This is a genomic window from Rhodococcus (subgen. Prescottella) equi (genome assembly GCF_003013675.1).
Lineage (GTDB): Bacteria > Actinomycetota > Actinomycetes > Mycobacteriales > Mycobacteriaceae > Prescottella > Prescottella equi.
Genome location: NZ_CP027793.1, coordinates 3,564,233 through 3,587,311, shown reverse-complemented (window position 1 = coordinate 3,587,311; position 23,079 = coordinate 3,564,233). Strand labels below are relative to the sequence as shown.

The 23,079-nt window shown below is 70.1% G+C and carries 21 protein-coding genes; 16 read left to right on the top strand and 5 right to left on the bottom strand.

All coding sequences use genetic code 11. The annotated features are described in order from the left end of the window. Positions 1-2 precede the first annotated feature (2 nt). The 5 genes from C7H75_RS16730 to C7H75_RS16710 all read left to right on the top strand — a co-directional run bounded on the left by C7H75_RS16730 (position 3) and on the right by C7H75_RS16710 (position 4,874). Complete coding sequence (locus C7H75_RS16730; RefSeq protein WP_005518959.1) at positions 3-833, top strand: ABC transporter ATP-binding protein; 831 nt, start codon at positions 3-5, stop codon at positions 831-833. 146 nt (positions 834-979) lie between these two features. After that, positions 980-1,798 (top strand): NUDIX hydrolase, encoded by an 819-nt coding sequence (locus tag C7H75_RS16725; RefSeq protein WP_175280068.1) that lies wholly within the window; start codon positions 980-982, stop codon positions 1,796-1,798. Positions 1,799-1,808: 10 nt separating this feature from the next. After that, positions 1,809-2,588 (top strand): enoyl-CoA hydratase/isomerase family protein, encoded by a 780-nt coding sequence (locus C7H75_RS16720; RefSeq protein WP_005518961.1) that lies wholly within the window; start codon positions 1,809-1,811, stop codon positions 2,586-2,588. Positions 2,589-2,724: 136 nt separating this feature from the next. Further along, entirely contained in the window at positions 2,725-3,699 is a 975-nt protein-coding gene (locus tag C7H75_RS16715) for a class I SAM-dependent methyltransferase (RefSeq protein ID WP_005518962.1), read from the top strand. Between the two features lie 17 nt (positions 3,700-3,716). Then, a complete protein-coding gene (locus tag C7H75_RS16710) occupies positions 3,717-4,874 on the top strand; it encodes a THUMP-like domain-containing protein (protein WP_106851613.1) in 1,158 nt (385 codons plus the stop codon). Positions 4,875-4,877: 3 nt separating this feature from the next. Here the strand turns inward: C7H75_RS16710 and C7H75_RS16705 are convergent, their stop codons facing one another. Next, on the bottom strand, positions 4,878-6,185 hold the full coding sequence (locus C7H75_RS16705) for an outer membrane protein assembly factor BamB family protein (RefSeq protein WP_106851612.1): 1,308 nt from the start codon (positions 6,183-6,185) through the stop codon (positions 4,878-4,880). A 127-nt stretch (positions 6,186-6,312) separates the two neighbouring features. Between C7H75_RS16705 and ald the strand changes: the two genes are divergently transcribed. From ald to C7H75_RS16690, 3 genes are all read left to right on the top strand, one after another. After that, positions 6,313-7,437 carry an alanine dehydrogenase gene (gene ald / locus C7H75_RS16700; protein WP_081182292.1) on the top strand — a complete coding sequence of 375 codons (1,125 nt, stop codon included), beginning with the start codon at positions 6,313-6,315 and terminating at the stop codon, positions 7,435-7,437. A gap of 149 nt (positions 7,438-7,586) precedes the next feature. Further along, the gene (locus tag C7H75_RS16695; RefSeq protein ID WP_233281784.1) at positions 7,587-8,015 is read left to right on the top strand and encodes a hypothetical protein; all 429 of its coding nucleotides are present in this window, start codon (positions 7,587-7,589) and stop codon (positions 8,013-8,015) included. Positions 8,016-8,085: 70 nt separating this feature from the next. After that, complete coding sequence (locus C7H75_RS16690; protein WP_005518968.1) at positions 8,086-8,877, top strand: acyltransferase; 792 nt, start codon at positions 8,086-8,088, stop codon at positions 8,875-8,877. Positions 8,878-8,900: 23 nt separating this feature from the next. Here C7H75_RS16690 and C7H75_RS16685 read toward each other — a convergent pair whose 3' ends face one another. The 3 genes from C7H75_RS16685 to C7H75_RS16675 are packed head-to-tail and all read right to left on the bottom strand — an operon-like array spanning position 8,901 to position 12,540. Then, positions 8,901-10,145 carry a glycosyltransferase family 4 protein gene (locus tag C7H75_RS16685; protein ID WP_106851611.1) on the bottom strand — a complete coding sequence of 415 codons (1,245 nt, stop codon included), beginning with the start codon at positions 10,143-10,145 and terminating at the stop codon, positions 8,901-8,903. After that, positions 10,145-11,683: a 1,4-alpha-glucan branching protein domain-containing protein gene (locus C7H75_RS16680; RefSeq protein WP_106852028.1), complete on the bottom strand. Its 1,539-nt coding sequence runs from the start codon at positions 11,681-11,683 to the stop codon at positions 10,145-10,147. The genes C7H75_RS16685 and C7H75_RS16680 overlap by 1 nt, the downstream gene beginning before the upstream one ends. 41 nt (positions 11,684-11,724) lie before the next feature. Continuing rightward, positions 11,725-12,540, bottom strand: a complete 816-nt coding sequence (locus C7H75_RS16675) for a class I SAM-dependent methyltransferase (RefSeq protein WP_005518973.1) — start codon at positions 12,538-12,540, stop codon at positions 11,725-11,727. Positions 12,541-12,780: 240 nt separating this feature from the next. Here C7H75_RS16675 and C7H75_RS16670 point away from each other — a divergent pair, with 240 nt between their 5' ends. Beyond that, entirely contained in the window at positions 12,781-13,581 is an 801-nt protein-coding gene (locus tag C7H75_RS16670; RefSeq protein ID WP_022596960.1) for an electron transfer flavoprotein subunit beta/FixA family protein, read from the top strand. A gap of 45 nt (positions 13,582-13,626) precedes the next feature. Then, positions 13,627-14,583 carry an electron transfer flavoprotein subunit alpha/FixB family protein gene (locus tag C7H75_RS16665; protein ID WP_005518976.1) on the top strand — a complete coding sequence of 319 codons (957 nt, stop codon included), beginning with the start codon at positions 13,627-13,629 and terminating at the stop codon, positions 14,581-14,583. A 29-nt stretch (positions 14,584-14,612) separates the two neighbouring features. Here C7H75_RS16665 and C7H75_RS16660 read toward each other — a convergent pair whose 3' ends face one another. Beyond that, positions 14,613-15,506, bottom strand: coding sequence for a hypothetical protein (locus tag C7H75_RS16660; RefSeq protein WP_084845768.1), 894 nt, complete (start codon positions 15,504-15,506; stop codon positions 14,613-14,615). A gap of 121 nt (positions 15,507-15,627) precedes the next feature. Between C7H75_RS16660 and C7H75_RS16655 the strand changes: the two genes are divergently transcribed. The 6 genes from C7H75_RS16655 to ligA all read left to right on the top strand — a co-directional run bounded on the left by C7H75_RS16655 (position 15,628) and on the right by ligA (position 22,891). Beyond that, a complete protein-coding gene (locus tag C7H75_RS16655; protein WP_064078265.1) occupies positions 15,628-16,443 on the top strand; it encodes a GNAT family N-acetyltransferase in 816 nt (271 codons plus the stop codon). A gap of 41 nt (positions 16,444-16,484) precedes the next feature. Next, positions 16,485-17,282: a lysophospholipid acyltransferase family protein gene (locus C7H75_RS16650; protein ID WP_180998906.1), complete on the top strand. Its 798-nt coding sequence runs from the start codon at positions 16,485-16,487 to the stop codon at positions 17,280-17,282. Positions 17,283-17,336: 54 nt separating this feature from the next. Further along, positions 17,337-18,554 (top strand): cysteine desulfurase family protein, encoded by a 1,218-nt coding sequence (locus tag C7H75_RS16645; protein WP_005518982.1) that lies wholly within the window; start codon positions 17,337-17,339, stop codon positions 18,552-18,554. Beyond that, positions 18,555-19,673: a tRNA 2-thiouridine(34) synthase MnmA gene (gene mnmA / locus C7H75_RS16640; RefSeq protein ID WP_005518983.1), complete on the top strand. Its 1,119-nt coding sequence runs from the start codon at positions 18,555-18,557 to the stop codon at positions 19,671-19,673. It abuts the gene before it with no gap. Beyond that, on the top strand, positions 19,670-20,701 hold the full coding sequence (locus tag C7H75_RS16635; RefSeq protein ID WP_022596946.1) for a methionine synthase: 1,032 nt from the start codon (positions 19,670-19,672) through the stop codon (positions 20,699-20,701). The genes mnmA and C7H75_RS16635 overlap by 4 nt, the downstream gene beginning before the upstream one ends. Before the next feature lie 96 nt (positions 20,702-20,797). After that, positions 20,798-22,891, top strand: a complete 2,094-nt coding sequence (gene ligA / locus C7H75_RS16630) for an NAD-dependent DNA ligase LigA (RefSeq protein WP_081120765.1) — start codon at positions 20,798-20,800, stop codon at positions 22,889-22,891. Positions 22,892-23,079 lie beyond the last annotated feature (188 nt).

Genomic DNA, 23,079 nt, shown 5'->3' with positions numbered 1-23,079 from the left:
AGATGGTCGCTGTGTCGGAACCAGATCCTGATCTCCTCATCGATTTCGAAGACGTCCTGATTCGCCGTGGCGGAGCGACCCTCGTCGGCCCGGTCTCCTGGAAAGTGGAGTTGGACGAGAAGTGGGTCGTGCTCGGCCCCAACGGCGCGGGCAAGACCTCGCTGCTGCGCATGGCGGCCGCCGAGATCCACCCGACGTCCGGTGTGGCGCGCCTGTTCGGCGAGACGTTCGGCCGCGTCGACATCACCGAACTGCGACCCCGGATCGGGTTGTCGTCGTCGGCGCTCGCCCATCGCGTCCCGGCGGACGAGATCGTGAGCGACCTGGTGGTGTCGGCGGGCTATTCGGTGCTCGGTCGCTGGCGGGAACGCTACGAGGACATGGACACCGAGCGCGCCGTCGAGATGCTCGAGAGCCTGGGTGCCGAGCATCTGTCGAACCGCGTGTACGGGACCCTCTCGGAGGGCGAGCGCAAGCGCGTGCTGATCGCCCGGGCACTGATGACCGATCCGGAACTGCTGCTGCTCGACGAGCCCGCGGCGGGCTTGGACCTGGGAGGCCGTGAGGAACTCGTCGCACGCCTCGGTGACCTCGCGGCCGATCCCGATTCGCCGGCGACGGTGCTCATCACGCACCACGTCGAGGAGATCCCGCCGGGCTTCACCCACGCGATGTTGCTGTCCGAGGGGCGGGTGGTCTCGCAGGGTCTGCTCGACGACGTCATCACGGCCGAGAACCTCAGCGAGGCGTTCAGCCAGTCGATCACGCTCGATCGCGTCGACGGCCGTTACTTCGCCCGTCGGACACGGCATCCCGGACGGCACCGGGCCTGACCCGGCCGGCCCGTTCGCGACACGCGCGCTGGGCGCGCCCGCTGGGACTGGTGGTGAGGCGTCCGTCACTCGGGGCGTAAGTTCCCGGTATGGGAACTTCTCGAGAGTCGGGCGCACCCACCGCCGGTGCCCCGCAGCAGGCCGGAATGTTCGACGAGTCGCAGACCGTGTCCACGGCTCCGGCGCCGAAGGACGCGTCCACCGTGATGCTCGTGCGCGACGGTGACGACGGTGTCGAGGTGTTCCTGCTGCGGCGGGTCGCCGGTATGGCGTTCGCCGGTGGCATGACGGTGTTTCCGGGCGGCGGCGTCGATCCGTCCGACGGCACCGCCGACGTCCGCTGGTCCGGCCCGTCGCCCGCGTGGTGGGCGGAGCGGTTCGGCGTCGACGAGGCCCGCGCGAAAGCGCTCGTGTGCGCGGCGGTACGGGAGACGTTCGAGGAGTGCGGCGTCCTGCTCGCCGGCCCGACGGAGGACACCGTCGTCGCGGACACGGCCGGGTACGCCGAGGCCCGTCGCCAGCTCGAGTCGCGGGAGTTGTCGTTCGCGGACTTCCTGACGCGCGAGAACCTCGTCCTGCGTGCGGATCTGCTTCGCCCGTGGGCGAACTGGATCACCCCGGTCCAGGAGGGGCGTCGCTACGACACCCGCTTCTTCGTCGCAGTGCTGCCCGAGGGTCAGAACGCCGACGGGGAGACGTCCGAGGCCGCCGAGGTGGCGTGGCGCACCCCGACCGCGGCCGTCGACGACTGGCGTCAGCGTCGCAGCGTCCTGCTGCCGCCGACGTGGCGTCAGCTCGCGACGTTGGGTGAGTTCGACGGCGTCGACGCGATTCTCGCTGCCGAGCCGGAGATTTCGCCGATCCTGCCGGAGTTGAGTTTCGTCGACGGCAAGCCGCGGGTGTCCTTCCCGGGTGACGAGGGCTACTACGACACCGGGGCGCTGCCCTGGGGTGACGCCCAGTAGCCTGAGCCGCATGGCTGAGTTTGTGACTCTCGAGGTTTCCGAAGGTATCGGCACGATCCGTCTGGCGCGTCCTCCGATGAATGCCCTCAACCGTCAGGTGCAGGAGGAGATTCGGGCGGCTGCGCGTCAGGCGACGGTCGATCCGGAGGTCAAGGCCGTCATCGTGTACGGCGGTGAGAAGGTGTTCGCCGCGGGCGCCGACATCAAGGAGATGGCGGAGCTCGATTTCGTGCAGATGAGCGAGATCATCGCCGACCTGCAGTCGGCGCTCGGCGCGATCGCCGACATCCCGAAGCCGACGGTCGCCGCGATCACCGGCTACGCGCTCGGCGGCGGCCTCGAGGTGGCCCTCGGCGCGGATCGCCGGATCGCGGGCGACAACGTCAAGCTCGGGGTGCCGGAGATCCTGCTCGGCATCATCCCCGGTGGCGGTGGCACGCAGCGTCTGGCCCGCCTGGTGGGCCCCGCCAAGGCCAAGGACATGGTCTTCACGGGTCGCTTCGTCGGCGCCGAGGAGGCCCTTGCGATCGGTCTCATCGACGAGATGGTCGCACCGGACGAGGTCTACAACGCCGCGCGTACGTGGGCGTCGCAGTTCACCGGTGCCGCGAGCCGGGCGATCGCCGCCGCGAAGGCCGCGATCGACCAGGGCCTGGACACCGACCTCGCAACGGGCTTGAAGATCGAGCAGCACCTGTTCGCGTCGCTGTTCGCGACCGCCGACCGCACCATCGGGATGGAGTCGTTCGTCGAGAACGGCCCCGGCAAGGCGAAGTTCACCGGCAAGTAGCCGCGCCTCTTCTCGCGTTTCGCGCACTTGTCGTCGTTCTCCGGGCCCCGAGGCGACGACAAGTGCGCGAAACGCGGGGGGAAGAACCGCAAAACTAGAACTTGTTCATTCCTTACCATTCGGTAGGATTCCCGGCATGACTGCAAGCCCGACAGATCCCGCGCCCAACCCGCACGCCACGGCCGAAGAGGTCGAGGCTGCGCTGCAGGACACCAAGCTCGCCCAGGTCCTGTACCACGACTGGGAAGCGGAGACCTACGACGACAAGTGGTCTATCTCGTACGACGAGCGCTGCATCGACTACGCACGCGGGCGTTTCGACGCCGTCGCCGGCGACCAGCCGCTGCCGTACGAGCGGGCACTCGAACTGGGCTGCGGCACCGGCTTCTTCCTCCTCAACCTCATGCAGGGCGGCGTCGCGAAGACCGGTTCGGTCACCGACCTGTCCCCGGGCATGGTGAAGGTCGCGCTGCGCAATGCCGAGCACCTCGGACTGCCGGTCGACGGCCGCGTCGCCGACGCCGAGACCATCCCGTACGAGGACGACACATTCGACCTCGTCGTCGGGCACGCCGTGCTGCACCACATCCCGGACGTCGAGCAGTCGTTGCGCGAGGTGCTACGCGTGCTCAAGCCGGGTGGCCGTTTCGTCTTCGCCGGTGAACCCAGCACGATCGGTAACTTCTACGCCCGTTGGCTCGGTCGCGCGACGTGGGCCGCGACCACCAACGTCACCAAACTGCCGTTCCTGTCCGACTGGCGTCGCCCGCAGGCCGAGCTCGACGAGTCGTCGCGTGCCGCCGCTCTCGAGGCCGTCGTCGACCTGCACACCTTCGACCCCACCGACCTCGAGAACATCGCGAAGTCGGCCGGTGCGGTCGAGGTCAAGGCCAAGACGGAGGAGTTCGCCGCGGCGCTCCTCGGTTGGCCGGTCCGCACCTTCGAGGCCGCCGTGCCGCCGGAGAAGCTGGGCTGGGGCTGGGCCAAGTTCGCGTTCGGCGGCTTCAAGACGCTGAGCTGGGTGGACGACAAGGTGCTCCAGCACGTCGTCCCGCGCAATTTCTTCTACAACGTGATGATCACCGGCGTGAAGCCGGGCACCACCGACTGAACCGAGTCGAACGAGCTTTGGGATACGACTTCACGATCGACGACGTCGACTATCTGCGCAGCGCCGAGGGCATCGCGGCGCTGACTCGGACGGCGGAGTCGGAGCTGTCCACGCGGACGCGCCTGGCCGACATCGGCCGGGCGCGTGCGCGTTTCGGCGACCGCGCCGGACTGCTGATCGAGACCGTCCTGCTGCGGCGCAAGGCCGAGACCAAGCTGTCGGGCGCCGACTCCTGGCTGTTCACCGACGACGCGCTGCAACAGGCAACCCCGCTCGCGGTGGCCCGCCATCGCGGCGAGCGGCTTGCTGGGCGCCGCGTCCACGACGTCACGTGCTCGATCGGCGCCGAATTGTCGGCGCTCGTTCCGGTGGCGGACACGGTGGTCGGCAGCGACCTCGACCCGGTGCGGCTCGCGATGGCCGCGCACAACGTTCCGGGCGCGACGCTGGTCCGGGCGGACGCGTTGCGGCCGTGCACGCGCGACACCGTCGTCATCGCCGATCCGGCGCGCCGTTCCGGTGGCAGACGCACACACGATCCGGCGGCGCTCATGCCGCCGCTGCCCGACCTGCTCGACGTCTACGCCGGCCGGGACCTCGCGGTGAAATGTGCGCCCGGTCTGGACTTCGACCGGCTCGAATGGGACGGCGAGGTGGAGGTCGTCTCGCTCGACGGCGGCGTGCGGGAGGCGTGCCTGTGGTCGCCGGGACTGGCCGGCGCGGGGGTGCGGCGGCGGGCCACCGTCCTGCGGTCGGACGGGTCGTCGTGGGAGGTCACCGATGCCGAATCCAACGACATCCCCGAGCGCGAGCCGGGGGAGTGGATCGTCGACCCGGACGGCGCCGTGGTGCGGGCGGGCCTGGTGCGCCATTACGCGGCGCGGCACGGGCTGTGGCAGCTGGATCCGCGGATCGCCTACCTCACGGGCGACAGCGTGCCGGACGGGGTGCGCGGGTTCCGGGTGCTGGCGCGGCTGAAGTACACCGAGAAGGCGTTGCGTCAGGAGCTGGCGGCGCGGGACTGCGGTTCGGCCGAGATCCTCGTCCGCGGACTCGACATCGATCCCGCCGTGCTGCGGCCGCGGTTGAAGTTGCGGGGCACCACGCCACTGTCGGTGGTGCTCACCCGGATCGGCCGCACGCCCGTCGCCTTCGTGTGCGCTGCCCGGCTCTGACCCTTACTTCAGGACGAACAGTTCGCCGATCAGCGTCGGGGTGAGTACCTCGCCGCCGGGTCCGACGGACGTCCCCGCGGTCGATCCGGACGCCCCGGGCAGCGCGTCCTGGTCGAGTGTCTCCCCGGACGCGGTGTCGAAGGTGAGGAGGGCCAGGCCGTTGTCGCCGTCCCGGACGACGGTGTATGCGGTGGAGCCGGACGTCTGGGCGGGCGCACCGCGCTGCACGACGTCGGCGCGTTCCCACAGCACCTCGGCGCGGTCGCCGCGGTCGCGCAGGGCCAGGAGACGGCCGTTCTCCGCGCCCGCTGGGATGATCGCCCCACTGCCGGAGACGGACGGGCCGCCGCGTACCGCATAGCCGAGGTCGTACTGCCACCTGACGGAGCCGGACTCGGCGTCGAGCGCCCACAGGTGTCCGGCGTTGTCGTTGGCGTACACGGTCTTTCCGTCCCGCGACAGCACTGGCGCAGATGCGCTGCCGGCGGCGAGGGTGCTCGTGGACCATTCCTCGGTGATTCGGGGTCGCTCGCCGTCGCCGTATCGAAGAGCCACCAGGTCGGCCTGTGGAGCGCCGGGGCGCCAGTACGTGACGACGATGCGTCCGTTGTCGAGGTCGATCGCGGGGGACGTCGCCACCGGGCACAGCGGCCCGCCCGCGAGGCAGTCCTGGACGCCCAGATCGTTCGGCAGGGGATCGATGTTCGCGCCCTGCGGGTACGACGCCGGGGGGATGAGGTCGTACGGCGCCGCCACCGTGCGGCCGGTCTGCGGATCGACGACGTTCACCTGCCCGAGTTGCGTCACGAACAGCAGGTTCCCGTCACCGGTGAACTGTGCGGACAGTGGTGTGCCGGTGACCGGTGTGCGCCAGCGCAATTGGCCGCGCTCGTCGAACGAGAGCATTGCGCCGTCCTCGCCGACATACGTGTTGGTGGCACGGTCCACCACGGGAGTCGACAGCGCGGCTCCGGGTCCGACCCGGGCACACCAGCGCTTGCGTCCGGTGTCGACCTGGAACGAGAAGACGTTGCAGCCCGCGTCGGTGGCTGCGGTCAGGAACACCTGGCCGTTGGCGGCGACGGAGGCGTTCGTCGTCGTCGGGCCGCCGAGCGGCCGTGACCACTGGAAATCGAGGGACCGGGATCCTGTCACGGCGGCGGTGTCGCTGTTGCGGGCGTCGGAATGCATGCCCGGCCAGCCGCCCGCGCCGAAGACGTTCTCGGCGCCGGAATCGCCGGCGCACCCTGCGAGCAGGAGGGCCGAGATCGTCGTCAGCGCCGCCGCCGACGACCTGAGGGCACGCCGCATCACTTCTCCTCGAATCGGAATCCGTCCGGAGCGAGACTATCCCGGCCCGGATTCTCCGTCGGCCAACCGCCCCACCCGCAATCGTGGGACCCTCGAAGGACGGATCCGTTCCGGCGGAGGAGACATCATGCGAATTGGTGTGCCCAGGGAGATCAAGAGCGGTGAACTGCGGGTGGCGCTGACCCCGCTGGCCGTCAACGAATTACGTGCGCGCGGCCACGACGTCCTGGTCGAGCGCGGCGCCGGGATCGGATCGGCGATGCCCGACGGCGAATTCGTCATGGCGGGCGCACGAATCCTCGATCGGGCGGAGGACGTGTGGGCCGAGGCCGACATGGTCGTGAAGGTGAAGGAGCCGTTGGCTCCCGAGTTCGGGCTGATGCGACGCGGTCAGGTGCTGTTCACCTATCTCCATCTCGCCGCCTCACTGGAATGCACCGAGGCGCTGCTGTCGAGCGGGGTGACCGCGATCGCATACGAAACGGTGGAGCGGCCCGACGGCTCGCTTCCCCTGCTCGCGCCGATGAGTGAGGTGGCGGGCAGGCTCGCCACCCAGGTCGGCGCACATGCGTTGCAGGCCACAGCCGGTGGTGTCGGGCGGGGCATTCTGCTCGGTGGGGTACCCGGGGTGCCGCCGGGGCGCGTGGTGGTGATCGGTGCGGGCAGCGCCGGCACGCACGCGACGGCCGTCGCGGTGGGGATGGGGGCGAGGGTCACCGTGCTCGACAGGGACGTCGAGCGGCTGCGGGCGCTGCACGACCGGTTCGGCTCCCGCATCTCGACGGCCGTCTCCACCCGTACCGAGCTCGAACAGACGCTGACGGATGCGGACCTGGTGATCGGTGCTGTGCTGCTGCACGGTGCGCGGGCGCCGCGCCTCGTCACCTCCGAGCAGGTCGCCCGGATGCTCCCGGGGAGCGTGCTGGTCGACATCGCGATCGATCAGGGCGGCTGTTTCGAAGACTCCCGCCCGACTACTCACGATCACCCGACTTTCGTGGTTCACAATTCAATTTTCTATGCGGTTCCCAATATGCCGAGTGTTGTTCCCCATACGTCCACCCGGGCTTTGGTAAACGTCACCCTTCCGTTTGTCGGCGTCGTCGCGGAAAAGGGTTGGCGGGCGGCCATGCGCGCGGACAGTGCCCTGGCCGCAGGCTTGAACACCTGGTCGGGGCAGGTGACACATGCGCCGGTCGCCGAGGCCCATGCGCTCCCGTGCGTCACCGTGGAAAGTGCCCTGAACGGTTGAAATGCCCGATAGTGGAAAACGCCACGCATGCAATTCGCGCGGGTGACGATCGTTGCAGATCGTTTATCGAATTCGGTCGCGACACGCGCTGCGGAATTGTGTCTAATGGATTCATGCAGCCGGGAGTGCGGACAGAATCCGAAGTCGACGTGCGGCAATCAGTCACGATCGAGGCAGACGCCCCGACATCGGATCCCCGGGAGGGTACGAGTCCGCCGCCCGAATCCGTTGTCGCCGAGAGCCGTTCCGAGGTGGACCCGGACACTTCCGCTGACACCCTCCCCGGCTCCGGGCCCGACGACTTTCTCCTCGGTACCCCCGCCGCGGGACGGGCAGTCATCGGCGGCCTGGTGGTGGGGGTCGCCGCGGCGGTGGGACTGGTCATGGTCTCGGTCGTCGCGATGGTGATCACCGCGGCGGTCGGGGCGCTCATCGCGTACGTCGTCGCGCACGACGACGAGTGGCTGCGGTCGATGCGCCGGCGCCGTGCCCGCCGACACCAGGTTCTCGTCGCACCGCGGTGGACCCGTCACTCGTGGGACGCCCGCCACGGTGTGGGGCGCCGCGCCGCGACCTGACGACCACGGGACGGGCGACCCACGGGGCACGTGACCGGGCGCACAGTCGCGGTCCGTAGGCTTACGGGTCATGACGAGCATGTGGGGCGCACCGTTGCGCTCGAGGTGGCGCGGATCGCGACGTCGGGACAGTGAACAGGCCCGTTTCCTGACGGTGGCCTCGCTGAAGTGGGTGATCGCGAACAAGGCGTACACCCCGTGGTACCTGGTCCGCTACTACCGCCTGGCGAAGTTCAAACTCGCCAATCCGCACATCATCACCCGCGGCATGGTCTTCCTCGGCAAGAACGTCGAAATCCACTCCACGCCGGGCCTGTCCCGCATGGAGATCGGCAAGTGGGTGCACATCGGCGACGGCAACGCGCTGCGTTGCCACGAGGGTTCGCTGCGGATCGGGGACAAGGTCGTCTTCGGCAAGGACAACGTCGTCAACACCTACATCGACATCGAGATCGGCGCGTCCACCCTCGTCGCCGACTGGTGCTACATCTGCGACTTCGACCACCGCATGGACGACGTCGACGTGCCGATCAAGGACCAGGGCATCGTCAAGGGGCCGGTGCGGATCGGACCCGACACCTGGATCGCCGCCAAGGTGACGGTGCTGCGTAACACCCGGGTCGGTCGTGGCTGCGTGCTCGGCGCCCACGCCGTGGTCAAGGGGGACATCCCGGACTTCAGCATCGCCGTGGGCTCGCCTGCGAAGGCGGTGAAGAACCGTAGGGCCGACTGGGAGGCCGGCGCGGCGGACCGCGCGAAGTACATCGCGGCGCTGGAGGACATCGCGCGCAAGAAGCTCGCCTCGAACGGGGCCGACGCCGCCCCCGCGGTGAACGGGAACGGCGCCGGCAGTCAGGCCTGATCGCTCGGTGAACGGGGCGTCCGCTACCGACCGGGCAGCGGACGCTCCGGAATCTGCGGGCGCGCCAGCGGATGCCGCACCCGTCGCTTCGCGGCGGCGTACACCTGCACGGTCTCCTCGGCCACCTTGTGCCAGTCGAAGTCGGCGGTGAGACGCTCTCGTGCAGCCACCGCACGCCGCTGCGCGGCGGCCGGATCGTCGAGCACCTCCCGCGCCGCCGAGGTGAGTCCATCGACGTCGCCCGGCTCGAACGACAGGCCCGTGACCCCGTCCACCACGGCCTCGCCGAGCCCGCCCGCGGTGGAGGCGATCAGCGGGGTGCCCGCGGCGGCCGCCTCGAGGGCGATGATGCCGAACGGCTCGTATCGACTGGGCAGGACGATCGCGTCGGCTCCGTGCAGCCAGCCGAGCAGCTCCTCGTGGTCGAGGTTGCCCAGGAACGTCACCGAACGCGCGACCCGATGCGTGCGGGCCTGCTGCTGCAGCCACTCGAACTGCGTGCCTTCACCGGCGACGGCGAGCGTCGTGCCGGGGTGGCTGCGCCGGATCCGCGGCAGCGCGACGATCGCGTCCTGTACACCCTTCTCGTACTCGAGTCGTCCCACGTACAGCAGGGTCGCCGGCCCGGACCGCGGCGCGCGGGGCCGGAAGCTCCAGGTGGTGACGTCGATCCCGTTGCGGATCACGGTGATCGGCGGCAGCTCCGGGCCGTAGAGCTCGGTGACCTCGTCGTGCATCGACGCCGAGCACGTGATGATCGAGTCGGACTCGTTGGCCAGCCACCACTCCACCGAGTGCACCTGGCGGTTGATCCGGCCCGAGATCCAGCCGCTGTGCCGACCGGCTTCCGAGGCATGCAGCGTCGAGACCAGCGGGACGTCGTAGAACTCGGCCAGTGCGATGGCGGGGTGCGCCACCAGCCAGTCGTGGGCGTGCACGACGTCGGGCTGCCAGCCCGCGCCGATGCCCTCCTTCGCCAGTGCGACGCCGGCGCGGACCATCGCGTGACCCATGGCGAGCGTCCACGCCAGCATGTCCTCGCCGAAGATGAAGTGCGGCGGATCCTCGGCGACCGCGACCACGAGCACTCCGTCGGCGATCTCGGTGACCGTCGGATGCGTCGACGCGTCGGTACCCGACGGCCGGCGCGACAGCACGACCACCTCGTGGCCGGCCGCGGCGAGTTCCGTCGCCAGATGGTGGACGTGCCGCCCCAGCCCGCCGACGACGACCGGCGGGTACTCCCACGACACGATGAGGATCTTCATCACACGCTCCCAGCGAATGCGGCTGTTTCGGTCCGGCGACCGGGCAGGCGCCGCGCGTCGAGTGCGGGGAAGAGGCCGTCGGCGGCGTTCCATCCGTCCGCGAGACGTCGTGCGAGATCGTCGCGGCCGGACGCGACGGCGTCGGCGATCTCCCGCAGCGCGTGGGCGTGCTTGTGGGCCCGGTCGCGGGCGTATCCCGCCGCCGAATCCTTACTGACCATGAAGGCCCAGTCGCTGGAGACCGTCATCAGCGTCTCACGCAACATCTGGTCGTGGACCCGATTGCGAAGTTCCGGTCTGCCCGGATTCGCGTCGCGGGACTTGTCGATCGTGTCCAGCGCGGTCTGCACGACCTCCGCGTTGAGCTGGACCAGGTCCTGCACCTGGTCTCCGGCCCACACCCGCCAGTCCTTGCCCGACCCCCACGACGAGTCCTGCAACTCCACCGCTTGGCCCACGTAACCGGCGGCGCGGGCGTCGGCGAGGGTGCCCACACGGATGCCGGCCTCGGGAAGGGCGCGCAACACCTTCTCGAGCCACTGCGGGCCCTCGTACCACCAGTGCCCGAACAGTTCGGTGTCGAACGCGGCGACGACGAGGGCGCCCTTGCCGATGCGCTCGGACTCGCTGCGCAGTCGTCGGCGCACGGTCTCGACGAAGTCGTCGACGTGCTTGTCGAGGGCGGCCGCCGCCGACTCGGGGTCGTACGGTGCCTTCTTCTCCGACGGCACCGAGCGCCCGGTGACCCGGGCGGGCTTGAGCCCGGTGTCGTGGTCGTAGGTGTGGAAGTCCCGGTAGGCCGGGTGACCGGGGTACCCGGTCTTCGGCGACCACACGCGGTAGCTCACCTCTAGATCGCGACCGAACGCGACGACGTCGGAGCCCCAGACCGGCCGACCGGCGGACGTGTCGCCGCGCAGCGCGGGTCCGTCGACCATGAAGTGCGACACGCCCGCGGAGGCGTACCCGCGTTCCATGCCGGGCGTGTAGCCGCACTCGGGTGCCCAGATCCCGGACGGGGTGTGGCCCCAGCGGGCGTGCGCGTCGGCGAGGCCCTCGGTGAGGGAGAACGCCCGCAACCGCTCGTCGAGCAGCGGCTGGAACGGGTGCGCGAGCGGACCGCCGAGCAGTTCGATCGCCTCGGCGTCGATCAGTTCCCGCAGGACGGCGGAACCGCCGTGGCGCCAACGGGTTTCGAAGTCCGCCAGGGCTGCCGCGGACGCGCGGTGCTCGCGCGCGCCGAGCTCCTTGTGCGAGGCCGACGGCATCCCCGCGGCCTCGTGGGCGCGGATCTGCCAGTTGCCGAGCCAGTGGTGCATCCCGTCGAGGCAGTGCGGGTCGTCGAGCTGAGCCGCGAGGACCGGGGTGACGCCGAGCGTCAGCATCCGCGAGTGCCCCTCGGCGGCGAGGCGGCGGAGCACAGCGGTGACGGGCAGGTAGGTGGCTGCCCACGACTGGTACAGCCACTCCTCGCCCACCGGCCAGCGGCCGTGGTTGGCGAGCCACGGCAGGTGCGAGTGCAGGACCAGGCAGAACATGCCCGGCTCGCGGGATGTCACGGTTTCCCCCTGAGCCGCGGTCACGCCACGGGATCCTTGATCGCGATCGCCACGAGGTCGAGGCTCGCGTCGATGTCGGCCTCACGCAGCTCGAAGTCGTCGACACCGATGTCCGCGACGTCGCGCGTGAGGTCCTCGGGCCACGGCTCTCCTGCGAGAGCGCGCTCGATCTGGGCGTCGATGAACGAGCCGCCGTGCTTGGCGTCGAGGGCGCGCAGGCGCTCGCCGTGGTGCACTCCGGTCATTACCTCGACCCGGAAGCCCGCGTCGACGAGAAGTTCGGTGAGCTCCGCGGCATTCAACTCACGCGTGTGGAACGGGTTGAGGGGAGTGTCGCGCCCGGGCGAGAACGTAATTCGGTTCGGGGTGCTCACGAGCAGTTCGCCACCGGGCGCCAGCACGCGGTGGCACTCGCGCAGGAACTGTGCCTGATCCCACAGGTGCTCGATCACCTGGAAATTGACGACCGTGTCGACGGAGCCGTCCGGGAGCGGCAGTTCCGCGAGATTGCCGTGCAGCATCTCCACTCGGGGGTACCGGGAACGGACGTGCTCGACCGCGGAGATGTCGTAGTCGAGTCCTGTGACCTTCGTTGCCACATCGGCAATCATGTTGGCGCCGTAGCCTTCTCCGGAACCCGCCTCGAGCACGTGGCGACCGGTGCAACGGGGGAGCAGGTCGCGGTAGACCACCTCGTGCCGCCGGAACCAGTAGTTCTCCTCGGGAATTCCGGGCACCGTTCGCTCGCCCGTCAACGGCAGTGTCGAGGCATCGTCGGGCGATGTCGCCCCGGCGTCGAGGGGGCTGGCTGTGGAACCGACTGTGGATTCGCTCACCCCAGCGAGGTTAGTGGCACCGCGAGGGACAGTTGTCGGGGTGGTCCACATCACAGCCGCGACACGCCGCTCCGGCGGTTATGGTGAGACCGGATTTCGCCTAAGTTACCGGCTGGTAACTTAGTGTGAGGTAATCTGTCGCACAGCCAACGTGCGACGAAATTACTTACGAGAGCTCGGCATGTCGCGGAGTTTCTCGCGACTATCAGCCGGCTACACACAGGAGGTCGACGAAGACCCATGACGAACATCGTCGTTTTGATCAAGCAGGTCCCCGATACGTGGTCCGAGCGCAAGCTGTCCGACGGCGACTTCACGCTCGACCGTGAGGCCGCCGACGCCGTGCTCGACGAGATCAACGAGCGCGCCGTCGAGGAAGCCCTCCTCATCAAGGAGCGCGACGGCGGCGAGGTCATCGTCCTGTGCGCCGGTCCCGACCGCGCCACCGATGCCATCCGCAAGGCGCTGTCCATGGGCGCCGACAAGGCCGTTCACGTGAACGACCCGGCGCTGCACGGCTCCGATGCCATCCAGACCGGCTGGACTCTCGCCGCGGCGCTCGGACAGATCAGCTTCGAGAACGGCGAGGCCGCCGACCTCGTCATCGCCGGCAACGAGGCCACCGACGGCCGCATCGGCGCCGTCCCGGCCATCATCGCCGAGTACCTCGGCCTGCCGCAGCTCACCCAGCTGCGCAAGCTGACGGTCGAGGGCGGCAAGGTCACCGGCGAGCGTGAGACCGACGAGGGCGTATTCGGCCTCGAGGCCGGCCTCCCGGCCATCGTCTCGGTCACCGAGAAGATCAACGAGCCGCGCTTCCCGTCCTTCAAGGGCATCATGGCCGCGAAGAAGAAGGAAGTTCAGGTCCTCACCCTGGCCGACCTGGGTGTCGATCCCGAGACCGTGGGTGTCGCGAACGCCGGCACCACCGTCACCGGCTCCACCCCCAAGCCCCCGCGTACCGCTGGCGAGCGCGTTTCCGACGAGGGCGACGGCGGCACCAAGATCGCCGCGTACCTCGTGGGCCAGAAGATCATCTGATCCGGCCCCCTCGAGACCAGCAGACAAGACAGGGAGAAGTAAGCAATGGCAGAAGTACTCGTGCTCGTCGAGCACGCCGAGGGTGCACTCAAGAAGGTCAGCCTCGAGCTCATCACCGCCGCCCGTGCTCTCGGTGAGCCGGCCGCCGTCGTCGCCGGTCCCGCCGGCACCGCCGCGAAGCTGGCCGAGGCCCTGGCCGCTGCCGGTGCCGCCAAGATCTACGTCGCCGAGTCCGACGACATCGAGGGTTACCTGGTGACCCCGAAGGTCGACGTCCTCGCCGGCCTGGTCGAGACCGCCGGCCCGGCCGCCGTGATCCTCGCGGCCAGCACCGAGGGCAAGGAAGTTGCCGGTCGCCTGGCGGCCCGCATCGGCTCCGGCCTGCTGTCCGACGTCGTCGAGGTCAAGTCCGACGGCAGCGCCGTCCACTCGATCTTCGGTGGCGCCTACACCGTCGACGCCAAGGCCAACGGCGAGGTCCCGGTCATCTCGGTCCGCCCGGGTGCCGTCGAGGCCCAGCCGCAGGCCGCTGCCGGCGAGCAGGTCGTCGTCGAGGTTCCGGGCCAGGAAGAGGGCGCCGTCAAGGTGGTCTCCCGTGAGCCCATCGTCGGTGGCGATCGTCCGGAGCTCACCGAGGCGTCGGTCGTCGTCTCCGGTGGCCGTGGCGTCGGCTCGGCGGACAAGTTCTCGGTCGTCGAGGAGCTCGCCGACTCGCTGGGTGCCGCCGTCGGTGCCTCGCGTGCCGCAGTCGACTCGGGCTACTACCCGGGTCAGTTCCAGGTCGGTCAGACCGGTAAGACGGTCTCGCCGCAGCTGTACATCGCGCTCGGCATCTCCGGCGCCATCCAGCACCGCGCCGGCATGCAGACCTCGAAGACCATCGTCGCGGTCAACAAGGACGAAGAGGCCCCGATCTTCGAGATCGCGGACTTCGGCGTCGTGGGCGACCTGTTCAACGTCGCTCCGCAGCTCACCGAGGCCGTCAAGGCTCACAAGGGCTGACACCCGGCCACGCGCTCGCAGAGCCCCCGTCACCGCATCCGGTGGCGGGGGCTCTCGCGTCGTGTCGGTCGCTCTCGCGCGCGCATTCGTCCCCATCCGGCGTCGCGGATCCGATCCTCACGCTGCTTCTCGGTTAACACCGCGTCACCCGGAGCCTGGCCGTCGCGTAGGTACTTGCCGTACTTGACCTTCCCGTCGAACTCGCCGACCACTCCCGTATCGGCGAACAGGAAGTCGACTCGCCCGAGCAACAGGCCGTCGGCGTCGAGCAACGACGCCTGGAGATCCGGGGCCGGGAGTCCGAGCGCAGCGAGAGCGACGCGACTGCGTGACTCGCCGACGCTCTCGCTGCGACCGTTCAGGAATTCGAGCGCCCTCAGTGCGGCGGGGTAACCAGGGGGTCCGATCGCGTAGGTCGATGCGTCCCTGATCTCGTCGGGTTGGACGGCGGACACGCGCAACGCTGCATCGCCGATGACGACAGCCGTCTCGAACGAGGAGGTTCGGCACAGGTCGGCGACGGTGCGGGCGAGTGACGTCAGCGGGATCCCGTTGCGGACGAGCACGTTCCGGTCGGGGAGGGGCGCAGAGTGTGAGTGCAGGTGCCGGGTCCGCCGCCCGCCGCCGGTTCTGTCGCGCGTGACGTGTACACGGTCGAGTGGGATTCCCCACATCGGCAGGCCGTGCAGGACGGCCGCCGACTGGTGGCTGACGACTGCGTCGACGCTCACTCCGGGCAACGTCGCCCTGATCAGTTCCACGTGTCGTTGCCGCGGATCGAGTTCGACTCCGCCACGCAGATACGCGCCCGGACGAAGCCGGTCGAGGCCGCCGTTGCGGCAGAGCGTGCGGATCTCGGAGTCCGTGTACCCGCGGGCGAGTGCGTCGCGGCGGCGCAGTGCGTGCGGTGTGAGCTCGTCCATGGATCAGATGGTGGTGGTCGGAGGGCGCGGGTGGGAGGCCGTGCGGCACGTTCACCGAAGCTGCATCGACGCGACACGTCCGCGACGCCTGATCGCCGTACCCACTCGATAGACCTCTGGCATGACAACTTCGTCGACTGTCGAGACCGTCTGTTCCCCGCGAGAGACCTCGCGCTACTCCCTCCTGGTGTCCTCCGATCGTGAGCACCGCCTAGCCGCTCAGGCCCTGCGCTACCGCGTGTTCGCCGCCGAACCCGGCTTCGTGATCCCCGCGTCCGACGACCGTCTGGACGCCGACCGTTTCGACGACTTCTGCGACCACCTGCTGGTCCGCGACAACGCGACCGACGAGTTCGTCGGCTGCTACCGGATGCTTCCGCCCGACGCCGCGATCGCGGCCGGCGGCTACTACACCGCCACCGAGTTCGACCTGGAAGCGCTCGATCCCACTGGGCGTCGCGTGGTCGAGATGGGGCGCGCGTGCGTCGACGCCGAGCACCGCTCCGGCTCGGTGCTCGCGCTCATGTGGGCGGGCATCCTGCACTACCTGCAGCTCACCGGCCACGACACGGTCATGGGCTGCGTGTCGGTGCCGATGCAGGACCGGCCCGACGCCGTTGCCGGCGCGAACGTGCGCGGCGTCCGCGACTTCCTGCTGGGCCGCCACGCCGCGGAGCCGTCGTCGTGGGTGCGACCGCTGCGACCGGTGCGGGTGGACGGTCGACCGCTCGATGACATCGCCGCACCCCTGCGGCCGGCGGTTCCGCCACTACTGCGCGGCTACCTGCGGCTGGGGGCGAAGATCTGCGGGGAGCCGGCGCACGACCCGGACTTCGGTGTCGCGGACTTCGTCGCGCTGCAGACCTTGCACGACGCCGACACCCGCTACCTGGAACGGCTCCAGCGCGCCGCCGCGACCCTCGAGGCCGCGGCGTGAGCCACCCCTGGGCGCCTACGAGTCCGTGCGGTGAGCGCTGCGTGAGCGGGGTCGGCCGCGTCTCGGTGCCGACGGCCTGCGCGCGATGGGTGGCGCTGGCGGCGGCCGCGTCGAGCATGCTGCTGTTCCCGCTCCTGCGCGCGCTCCCACAGCCCACGCGAGCGCGATGTCACCGGCGTCTGGCCCGGGCTGCGTTGCGGGGCATCGGGATCCGAGTCGAGGGTGGGGCCGGGCTACGGGTCCCGGACGGCACGTTGGTCGTGGCGGGCCACGTGTCGTGGCTGGACGTGCTGGTGCTCGCCGCCGTGGTGCCCGGCCGGTTCGTGGCCCGGGCGGACCTGGTGACGTGGCCGCTGCTCGGCGCGGTCGCGAGGCGAGCACGAGTCATCACTATCGACCGCGACCGACTGCGCGGCCTGCCCGCGACGGTCGCCACCGTCCGCGACCGGTTGTCCGCGGGGGAGACGGTGATCGCGTTCCCGGAGGGGACCACGTGGTGCGGTCGGGCGTTCGGGCGCTTCCGGCCCGCGCTGTTCCAGTCGGCGATCGACGCGCAGCGACCGGTGCTGCCGCTGTCGGTGGACTACCTCGACGCCGCGGGCGACGGCACCACGGTGCCGGCCTTCGTCGGCGCCGACACGATCGGCGCGTCGATGCGCCGCGTCCTCCGGGCCCGGGGCCTGCGCGTCCGGGTGACCGCGGGGGAGATGCAGCACCCCGGCAGCGATCGGCGCGAGCTCGCGGACCGCTGCTCGCGACAGGTGCGGGACGGCTCCCGGCCGACGATCGACCGGCTCCTGGCGCGGCTCGACCAGCCGGACCACGCGCAAGCAGCGTGACTGCGGTCTCCGGCCAAACGGTGACTGCGGGCGACGGGCTATCCTTGTCGGGTCATGATCTCGCCTGCCACCAGCTCAGCGGTCTACCTCGACCACGCCGCGACCACACCCATGTATCCGGCCACGATCGAGGCGATGACCGAGGTCTTCGCCACGGTGGGTAACGCCTCGTCGTTACACGGATCGGGTCGGTCGGCGCGACGCCGTATCGAAGAGGCCCGCGAGTCGATTGCGGCGTGCCTGGGCGCCCGCCCGTCCGAGGTGATCTTCACCTCCGGCGGCACCGAGAGCGACAACCTGGCCGTCAAGGGCATCTACTGGGCGCGGCGCGGCGCCGACCCCCGGCGCACCCGGATCCTGGCGAGCGCGGTCGAGCACCACGCCGTGCTCGACGCCGTCGAGTGGCTCGCCGCACACGAGGGCGCCCGGGTGACGTGGCTGCCCGTCGACGCCGACGGTGCCGTCGACCCCGACGCCGTGCGGGCCGAATTGGCACTGCACGCCGAGGAGACCGCGCTCGTCACCGTCATGTGGGCCAACAACGAGGTCGGTACTGTCAACCCGATCGCGGAGATCGCCGCGATCGCCTCCGAGTACGGCGTCCCCATCCACTCCGATGCAGTGCAGGCCGCAGCGCACCTGCCGATCGACTTCGCGACGAGTGGGCTGTCGGCGCTCAGCATCGCCGGCCACAAGCTGGGCGGCCCCCAGGGTGTCGGTGCACTCCTGCTCGGCCGGCAGGTGCCGTGCGTGCCGCTGTCGCACGGCGGCGGCCACGAGCGTGACCTGCGTTCGGGCACGCAGGATACGGCGTCGATCGTCGGCCTCGCATCGGCTCTGCAGATCACGACGACGGAGATGGCGTCGCGCAGCGCCGAGCTGATCACGTTGCGGGACAGTCTGATCGAGGGTGTGCGCGCCGTCGTGCCCGACGCCATCCTCAACGGCGCCACCGGGCCGGCGCGGCTCCCGGGTAACGCGCACTTCACTTTCCCCGGCTGCGAAGGGGATTCGCTGCTGATGCTCCTCGACGTCGCGGGTGTCGAGTGCTCCACCGGGTCGGCCTGCACGGCCGGGGTCGCGAGCGCCAGCCACGTGCTCACCGCGATGGGCGTCGACCCGGTCGTCGCTCGTGGATCGCTCCGTTTCTCGTTGGGGCACACGTCGACCGAGCGGGACGTCGAGGCGCTGCTGTCCGCTCTGCCGCAGGTGATCGAACGTGCCCGGGCCGCCGGACTGGCGAGCGCGGGCGCTCGAGGAGGGAATCGTTAGATGCGAGTTCTGGCTGCGATGAGCGGTGGTGTGGACTCGGCGGTGGCCGCGGCCCGCGCCGTGGAGGCCGGTCACGACGTCGTGGGCGTGCACCTCGCCCTGTCGACCGCGCCCGGCACGTTGCGCACCGGTTCGCGAGGCTGTTGCTCCAAGGAGGACGCCGGTGACGCGAAGCGTGCCGCCGACGTACTCGGAATCCCCTTCTATGTATGGGATTTCGCGGACCGCTTCAAGGAAGACGTGATCGACGACTTCGTCGAGTCGTACGCCGCCGGCGAGACCCCCAACCCGTGCCTGCGGTGCAACGAGAAGATCAAGTTCGCGGCGCTCGCCGACCGGGCGTACGCGCTGGGCTTCGACGCCGTCGCCACCGGGCACTACGCCCGTCTCGAGGACGGCGAGCTGCGCCGTGCGGTGGACGCGGACAAGGATCAGTCGTACGTGCTGGCGGTGCTCACCGCCGACCAGTTGTCCCGGGCGATGTTCCCGGTCGGCGACACCCCCAAGGAGCAGATCCGCGAAGAGGCCGCCGCACGCGGACTCGCGGTCGCGAACAAGCCCGACAGCCACGACATCTGCTTCATCCCGTCCGGCGACACCCGGGCGTTCCTCGGAGCCAGGATCGGGATCCGACCCGGCGCGGTGGTCGACGCCGACACCGGTGAGGTGCTCGCGCAGCACGAGGGCGTCCACGGGTTCACGATCGGGCAGCGCAAGGGGCTCGGCGTGCAGGGGCCGGCCGCCGACGGTCAGCCCCGCTACGTGACCGCGATCGAGCCCGAGACCGGCACCGTGCGGGTCGGCTCGGCCGCGCGCCTCGACGTGTGGACCATCACCGCCGAACGAGCGATCTGGACGTCGGGGCAGGCGCCCGAGGGGCCGATCGAGTGCATCGTGCAGGTGCGTGCGCACGGCGGTACCGCGCGTGCTGTCGCGGAGGCGGTCCGGGGCGAGCGCAGCGACGGGGAAGGTCGCGACGGCGGCATCGTCGTGCAGCTGTCGGAACCGCTGACCGGCGTCGCGAAGGGACAGGCCGTGGTGCTGTACCGCCCCGACGAGGACGGCGACGTCGTCATCGGCAGCGGCACCATCGCGGGAACCTCCGCGGACCGTCCGTGACCGCCTCCCGGGTTCCCGTCGGTGTCGCGACGGGTGTCGGATCGTGGCCGGGCACCGATCCGCGAGCGGCGGCGGAGATCGTCGTCGGAGAACTAGCGGCCCTGCCGCACCTCGTCGAACTGCCCGCGCGGGGCATCGGCGCCGACATGATCGGCCGAGCGGGAGCCCTGCTGATCGACATCCCGATCGACACCTCCACGACGGGGTATCGCCTGGCGCAGCGCGTCGGCGCCGCCACCCGCACCGCCCGGGACCTGCTGGCCCGCGATCTCGACGCGCTCGAGGAGGCGTGGGAGCTGGCCGGACGCCGTGGCACCGACCAACCGGTGAAAGTGCAGGCCGTCGGCCCGCTCACGCTGGCGTCGCAACTCGAACTGCACGGCGGGCACCGCGTGCTCACCGATCCCGGGGCGCTGCGGGACGTGGCCGAGTCGCTCGCCGAGGGCGTCGCGAACCACGTCGCCGACACCGCGCGACGTCTCGGTTCGCCGGTGGTGGTGCAACTCGACGAGCCGGGCCTGCCGGCGGTGCTCGCAGGTTCGCTGTCCGGAGTGTCGATCCTGCAGACGCCTCGTGCGCTGCCGGAGCCCGAGGCACTTCATGTCCTGCAGCAGGCGATCGGGCGCATCGATGCCCCGGTTCTGGTGCACTGCTGTGCGTCCGATGTCCCGTGGGGGTTGCTGCGCCGCAGCGGCGCCGCGATGGTCGGCTTCGATGTCGACACCCTCGGGACCTCCGACCTGGACGGCATCGGCGAACTGCTCGACGGTGGCGTCGACCTCGCGCTGGGACTGGTGCCGACCGGTGAGCCCGAGCGCACGCCCGGCTGGCGGGAGCTGGCCGAGCCCGCGACCCGGCTGTTCGACCGGCTCGGCTTCCCCCGCGAACTGCTGTCGTCGCGCGTCGCTGTGACCCCGGCGTGCGGACTGGCCGGCGCGAGCCTGGACCGGGCCCGCGCGGCGCTGCGGTCGGCGAACGATGTGACCCGCGCTTTCGCGGACGGGGCGGACCCCGACCGGACCCGCTGAGGGGTCTCTCGGCGGCCGAAACTTGTCGGCTGGCTGCGATAACCTTCCCAGGTGGACCAGAACGAAGCCCCCGCCTCCGTGACCAGTCAGCCCGACGTGGAGGTCGTGCCCGCGAGCGCCGAGGATCGGGAGCGCTGGCAGGAGCTGGCCGAGGTCGTACGCAACCACCAGTTCCGCTACTACGTGCTCGATTCGCCGATCGTCTCCGACGGCGAGTTCGACCAGTTGTTCGGCGAACTGAACGCCCTCGAGGAACGGCATCCGGATCTGCGCACGCCCGATTCGCCCACCCAGCTGGTCGGCGGCGGCTTCGCGACCGAATTCAAGGCCGTGGACCATCTCGAGCGAATGCTCAGCCTCGACAACGTCTTCGACTACGACGAGCTCCGTACCTGGATCGGCCGCATCGAGGCAGAGGTGTCCGACGGTCGCTCTGCGGGCTCCGCTGCCGCCCACCCCGACCTGCACTATCTGTGCGAGGTCAAGATCGACGGCGTCGCTCTGAACCTGGTCTACGAGAACGGTCGACTCGTCCGGGCCGCGACTCGGGGTGACGGTCGCACCGGTGAGGACGTCACGCTCAATGCCCGCACCATCTCGGACATTCCCGAAACCCTGACGCCCAGTGACGAATACCCGATTCCCGCGCTGCTCGAGGTGCGCGGCGAGGTCTTCTTCCGGCTCGAGGACTTCGCCGCTCTCAACGCCTCGTTGGTCGCGGACGGCAAGGCGCCCTTCGCGAATCCGCGGAACTCCGCGGCCGGCTCGCTGCGGCAGAAGAATCCCGCGGTCACCGCGCGACGGCGGCTGGGCATGATCTGCCACGGCCTGGGCCGCACCGAGGGGTTCGATCCGGCCGGGCAGTACGACGCGTACACCGCGCTCGCGGCGTGGGGCCTGCCGGTCTCCACCCACACGTCGCGGGTCGTCGGGGCGGACGCGGTGGTCGAGAAGGTGAAGTACTGGGACGAACACCGGCACGACGTCGAACACGAAATCGACGGCCTCGTAGTGAAAGTCGACGAGATGTCGCTCCACCGTCGCCTCGGCGCGACGTCGAGGGCGCCGCGCTGGGCGGTCGCGTACAAGTACCCGCCGGAGGAGGCCACCACCAAGCTCGTCGACATCCGGGTCAGCGTCGGCCGCACCGGACGCGTCACGCCGTTCGCCTACATGGAGCCGGTGCTGGTCGCCGGGTCGACCGTGGCCCTCGCGACGTTGCACAACGCGTCCGAGGTCAAGCGCAAGGGTGTGCTGATCGGGGACACCGTGGTGATCCGGAAGGCCGGCGAGGTGATCCCCGAGGTTCTCGGCCCGGTCGTCGACGTGCGGGACGGCTCCGAGCGCGAGTTCGTGATGCCCACCGAGTGCCCGGAGTGCGGCACCACCTTGGCCCCCGCCAAGGAGGGCGACGCCGACATCCGCTGCCCCAACCAGCGCTCGTGCCCGGCGCAGTTGCGGGAGAGGGTGTTCCACGTCGCGGGGCGCGGCGCCTTCGACATCGAGGTGCTCGGCTACGAGGCCGCGACCGCACTGTTGCAGGCGGGTGTCATCAGTGACGAGGGCGACCTGTTCTCGCTCACCGAGGACGACCTGCTCGAGGCGCCGCTGTTCCGCACCAAGGCGGGGAAGTTGTCCGCCAACGGCCGCCGCCTGCTCGACAATCTGGGCTCGGCCAAGCAGCAACCGCTGTGGCGCGTGCTGGTCGCGCTGTCGATCCGGCACGTCGGGCCGACCGCGGCGCGGGCCCTGGCAAGCGAATTCGGCAGCCTCGAGCGGATCGAGAACGCCGGTGTCGAGGAACTCGCCGCGGTCGACGGCGTCGGCGGCACGATCGCGGCGGCTGTCGTGGCCTGGTTCGAGGTCGACTGGCACCGCGACATCGTCGCGAAGTGGCGTGCCGCGGGAGTGACGATGGAGGACGAACGAGACGAGTCCATCGTGCGCAATCTCGAGGGACTGTCGATCGTCGTCACGGGTTCGCTCGAGGGCTTCAGTCGTGACGAGGCGAAGGAAGCCATCCTCGTTCGCGGCGGGAAGGCGGCGGGATCGGTGTCGAAGAAGACGGCGTTCGTGGTGATCGGGGAGGCGCCCGGATCGAAGGCGGCGAAGGCGGAGGAGTTGGGTGTCCCGATCCTCGACGAGGACGGTTTCCGGCGCCTCCTCGACCACGGGCCCGAGGGAGTCTGACGGCCACAGCCGGAGAAGCGCAGCGCGACACGAACATTCACACCGAATCGGGCATCTTGTCTACGTGATGAATGCCACTCTACGACGAGGCGTCGTTGGCGTCGGGCATCGGCCGGGCGGAGCGAGCGGGGGTTCGGTCGCCGCTCGGCGAGGTGGGTCGACGTCCATCGATCCTGGTGGGAGTCGGT

Excerpts from the sequence above, each read along its gene's own strand:
- C7H75_RS16670 (WP_022596960.1), top strand. The coding sequence starts at position 12,781 with ATGACGAACATCGTCGTTTTGATCAAGCAGGTCCCCGATACGTGGTCC.
- C7H75_RS16705 (WP_106851612.1), bottom strand. The coding sequence starts at position 6,185 with ATGCGGCGTGCCCTCAGGTCGTCGGCGGCGGCGCTGACGACGATCTCG.
- C7H75_RS16660 (WP_084845768.1), bottom strand. The coding sequence starts at position 15,506 with ATGGACGAGCTCACACCGCACGCACTGCGCCGCCGCGACGCACTCGCC.
- C7H75_RS16685 (WP_106851611.1), bottom strand. The coding sequence starts at position 10,145 with ATGAAGATCCTCATCGTGTCGTGGGAGTACCCGCCGGTCGTCGTCGGC.
- C7H75_RS16720 (WP_005518961.1), top strand. The coding sequence starts at position 1,809 with ATGGCTGAGTTTGTGACTCTCGAGGTTTCCGAAGGTATCGGCACGATC.
- ald (WP_081182292.1), top strand. The coding sequence starts at position 6,313 with ATGCGAATTGGTGTGCCCAGGGAGATCAAGAGCGGTGAACTGCGGGTG.
- C7H75_RS16690 (WP_005518968.1), top strand. The coding sequence starts at position 8,086 with ATGACGAGCATGTGGGGCGCACCGTTGCGCTCGAGGTGGCGCGGATCG.
- C7H75_RS16655 (WP_064078265.1), top strand. The coding sequence starts at position 15,628 with ATGACAACTTCGTCGACTGTCGAGACCGTCTGTTCCCCGCGAGAGACC.
- C7H75_RS16725 (WP_175280068.1), top strand. The coding sequence starts at position 980 with ATGTTCGACGAGTCGCAGACCGTGTCCACGGCTCCGGCGCCGAAGGAC.
- C7H75_RS16665 (WP_005518976.1), top strand. The coding sequence starts at position 13,627 with ATGGCAGAAGTACTCGTGCTCGTCGAGCACGCCGAGGGTGCACTCAAG.
- C7H75_RS16645 (WP_005518982.1), top strand. The coding sequence starts at position 17,337 with ATGATCTCGCCTGCCACCAGCTCAGCGGTCTACCTCGACCACGCCGCG.
- C7H75_RS16680 (WP_106852028.1), bottom strand. The coding sequence starts at position 11,683 with ATGTTCTGCCTGGTCCTGCACTCGCACCTGCCGTGGCTCGCCAACCAC.
- C7H75_RS16730 (WP_005518959.1), top strand. The coding sequence starts at position 3 with ATGGTCGCTGTGTCGGAACCAGATCCTGATCTCCTCATCGATTTCGAA.
- C7H75_RS16715 (WP_005518962.1), top strand. The coding sequence starts at position 2,725 with ATGACTGCAAGCCCGACAGATCCCGCGCCCAACCCGCACGCCACGGCC.
- mnmA (WP_005518983.1), top strand. The coding sequence starts at position 18,555 with ATGCGAGTTCTGGCTGCGATGAGCGGTGGTGTGGACTCGGCGGTGGCC.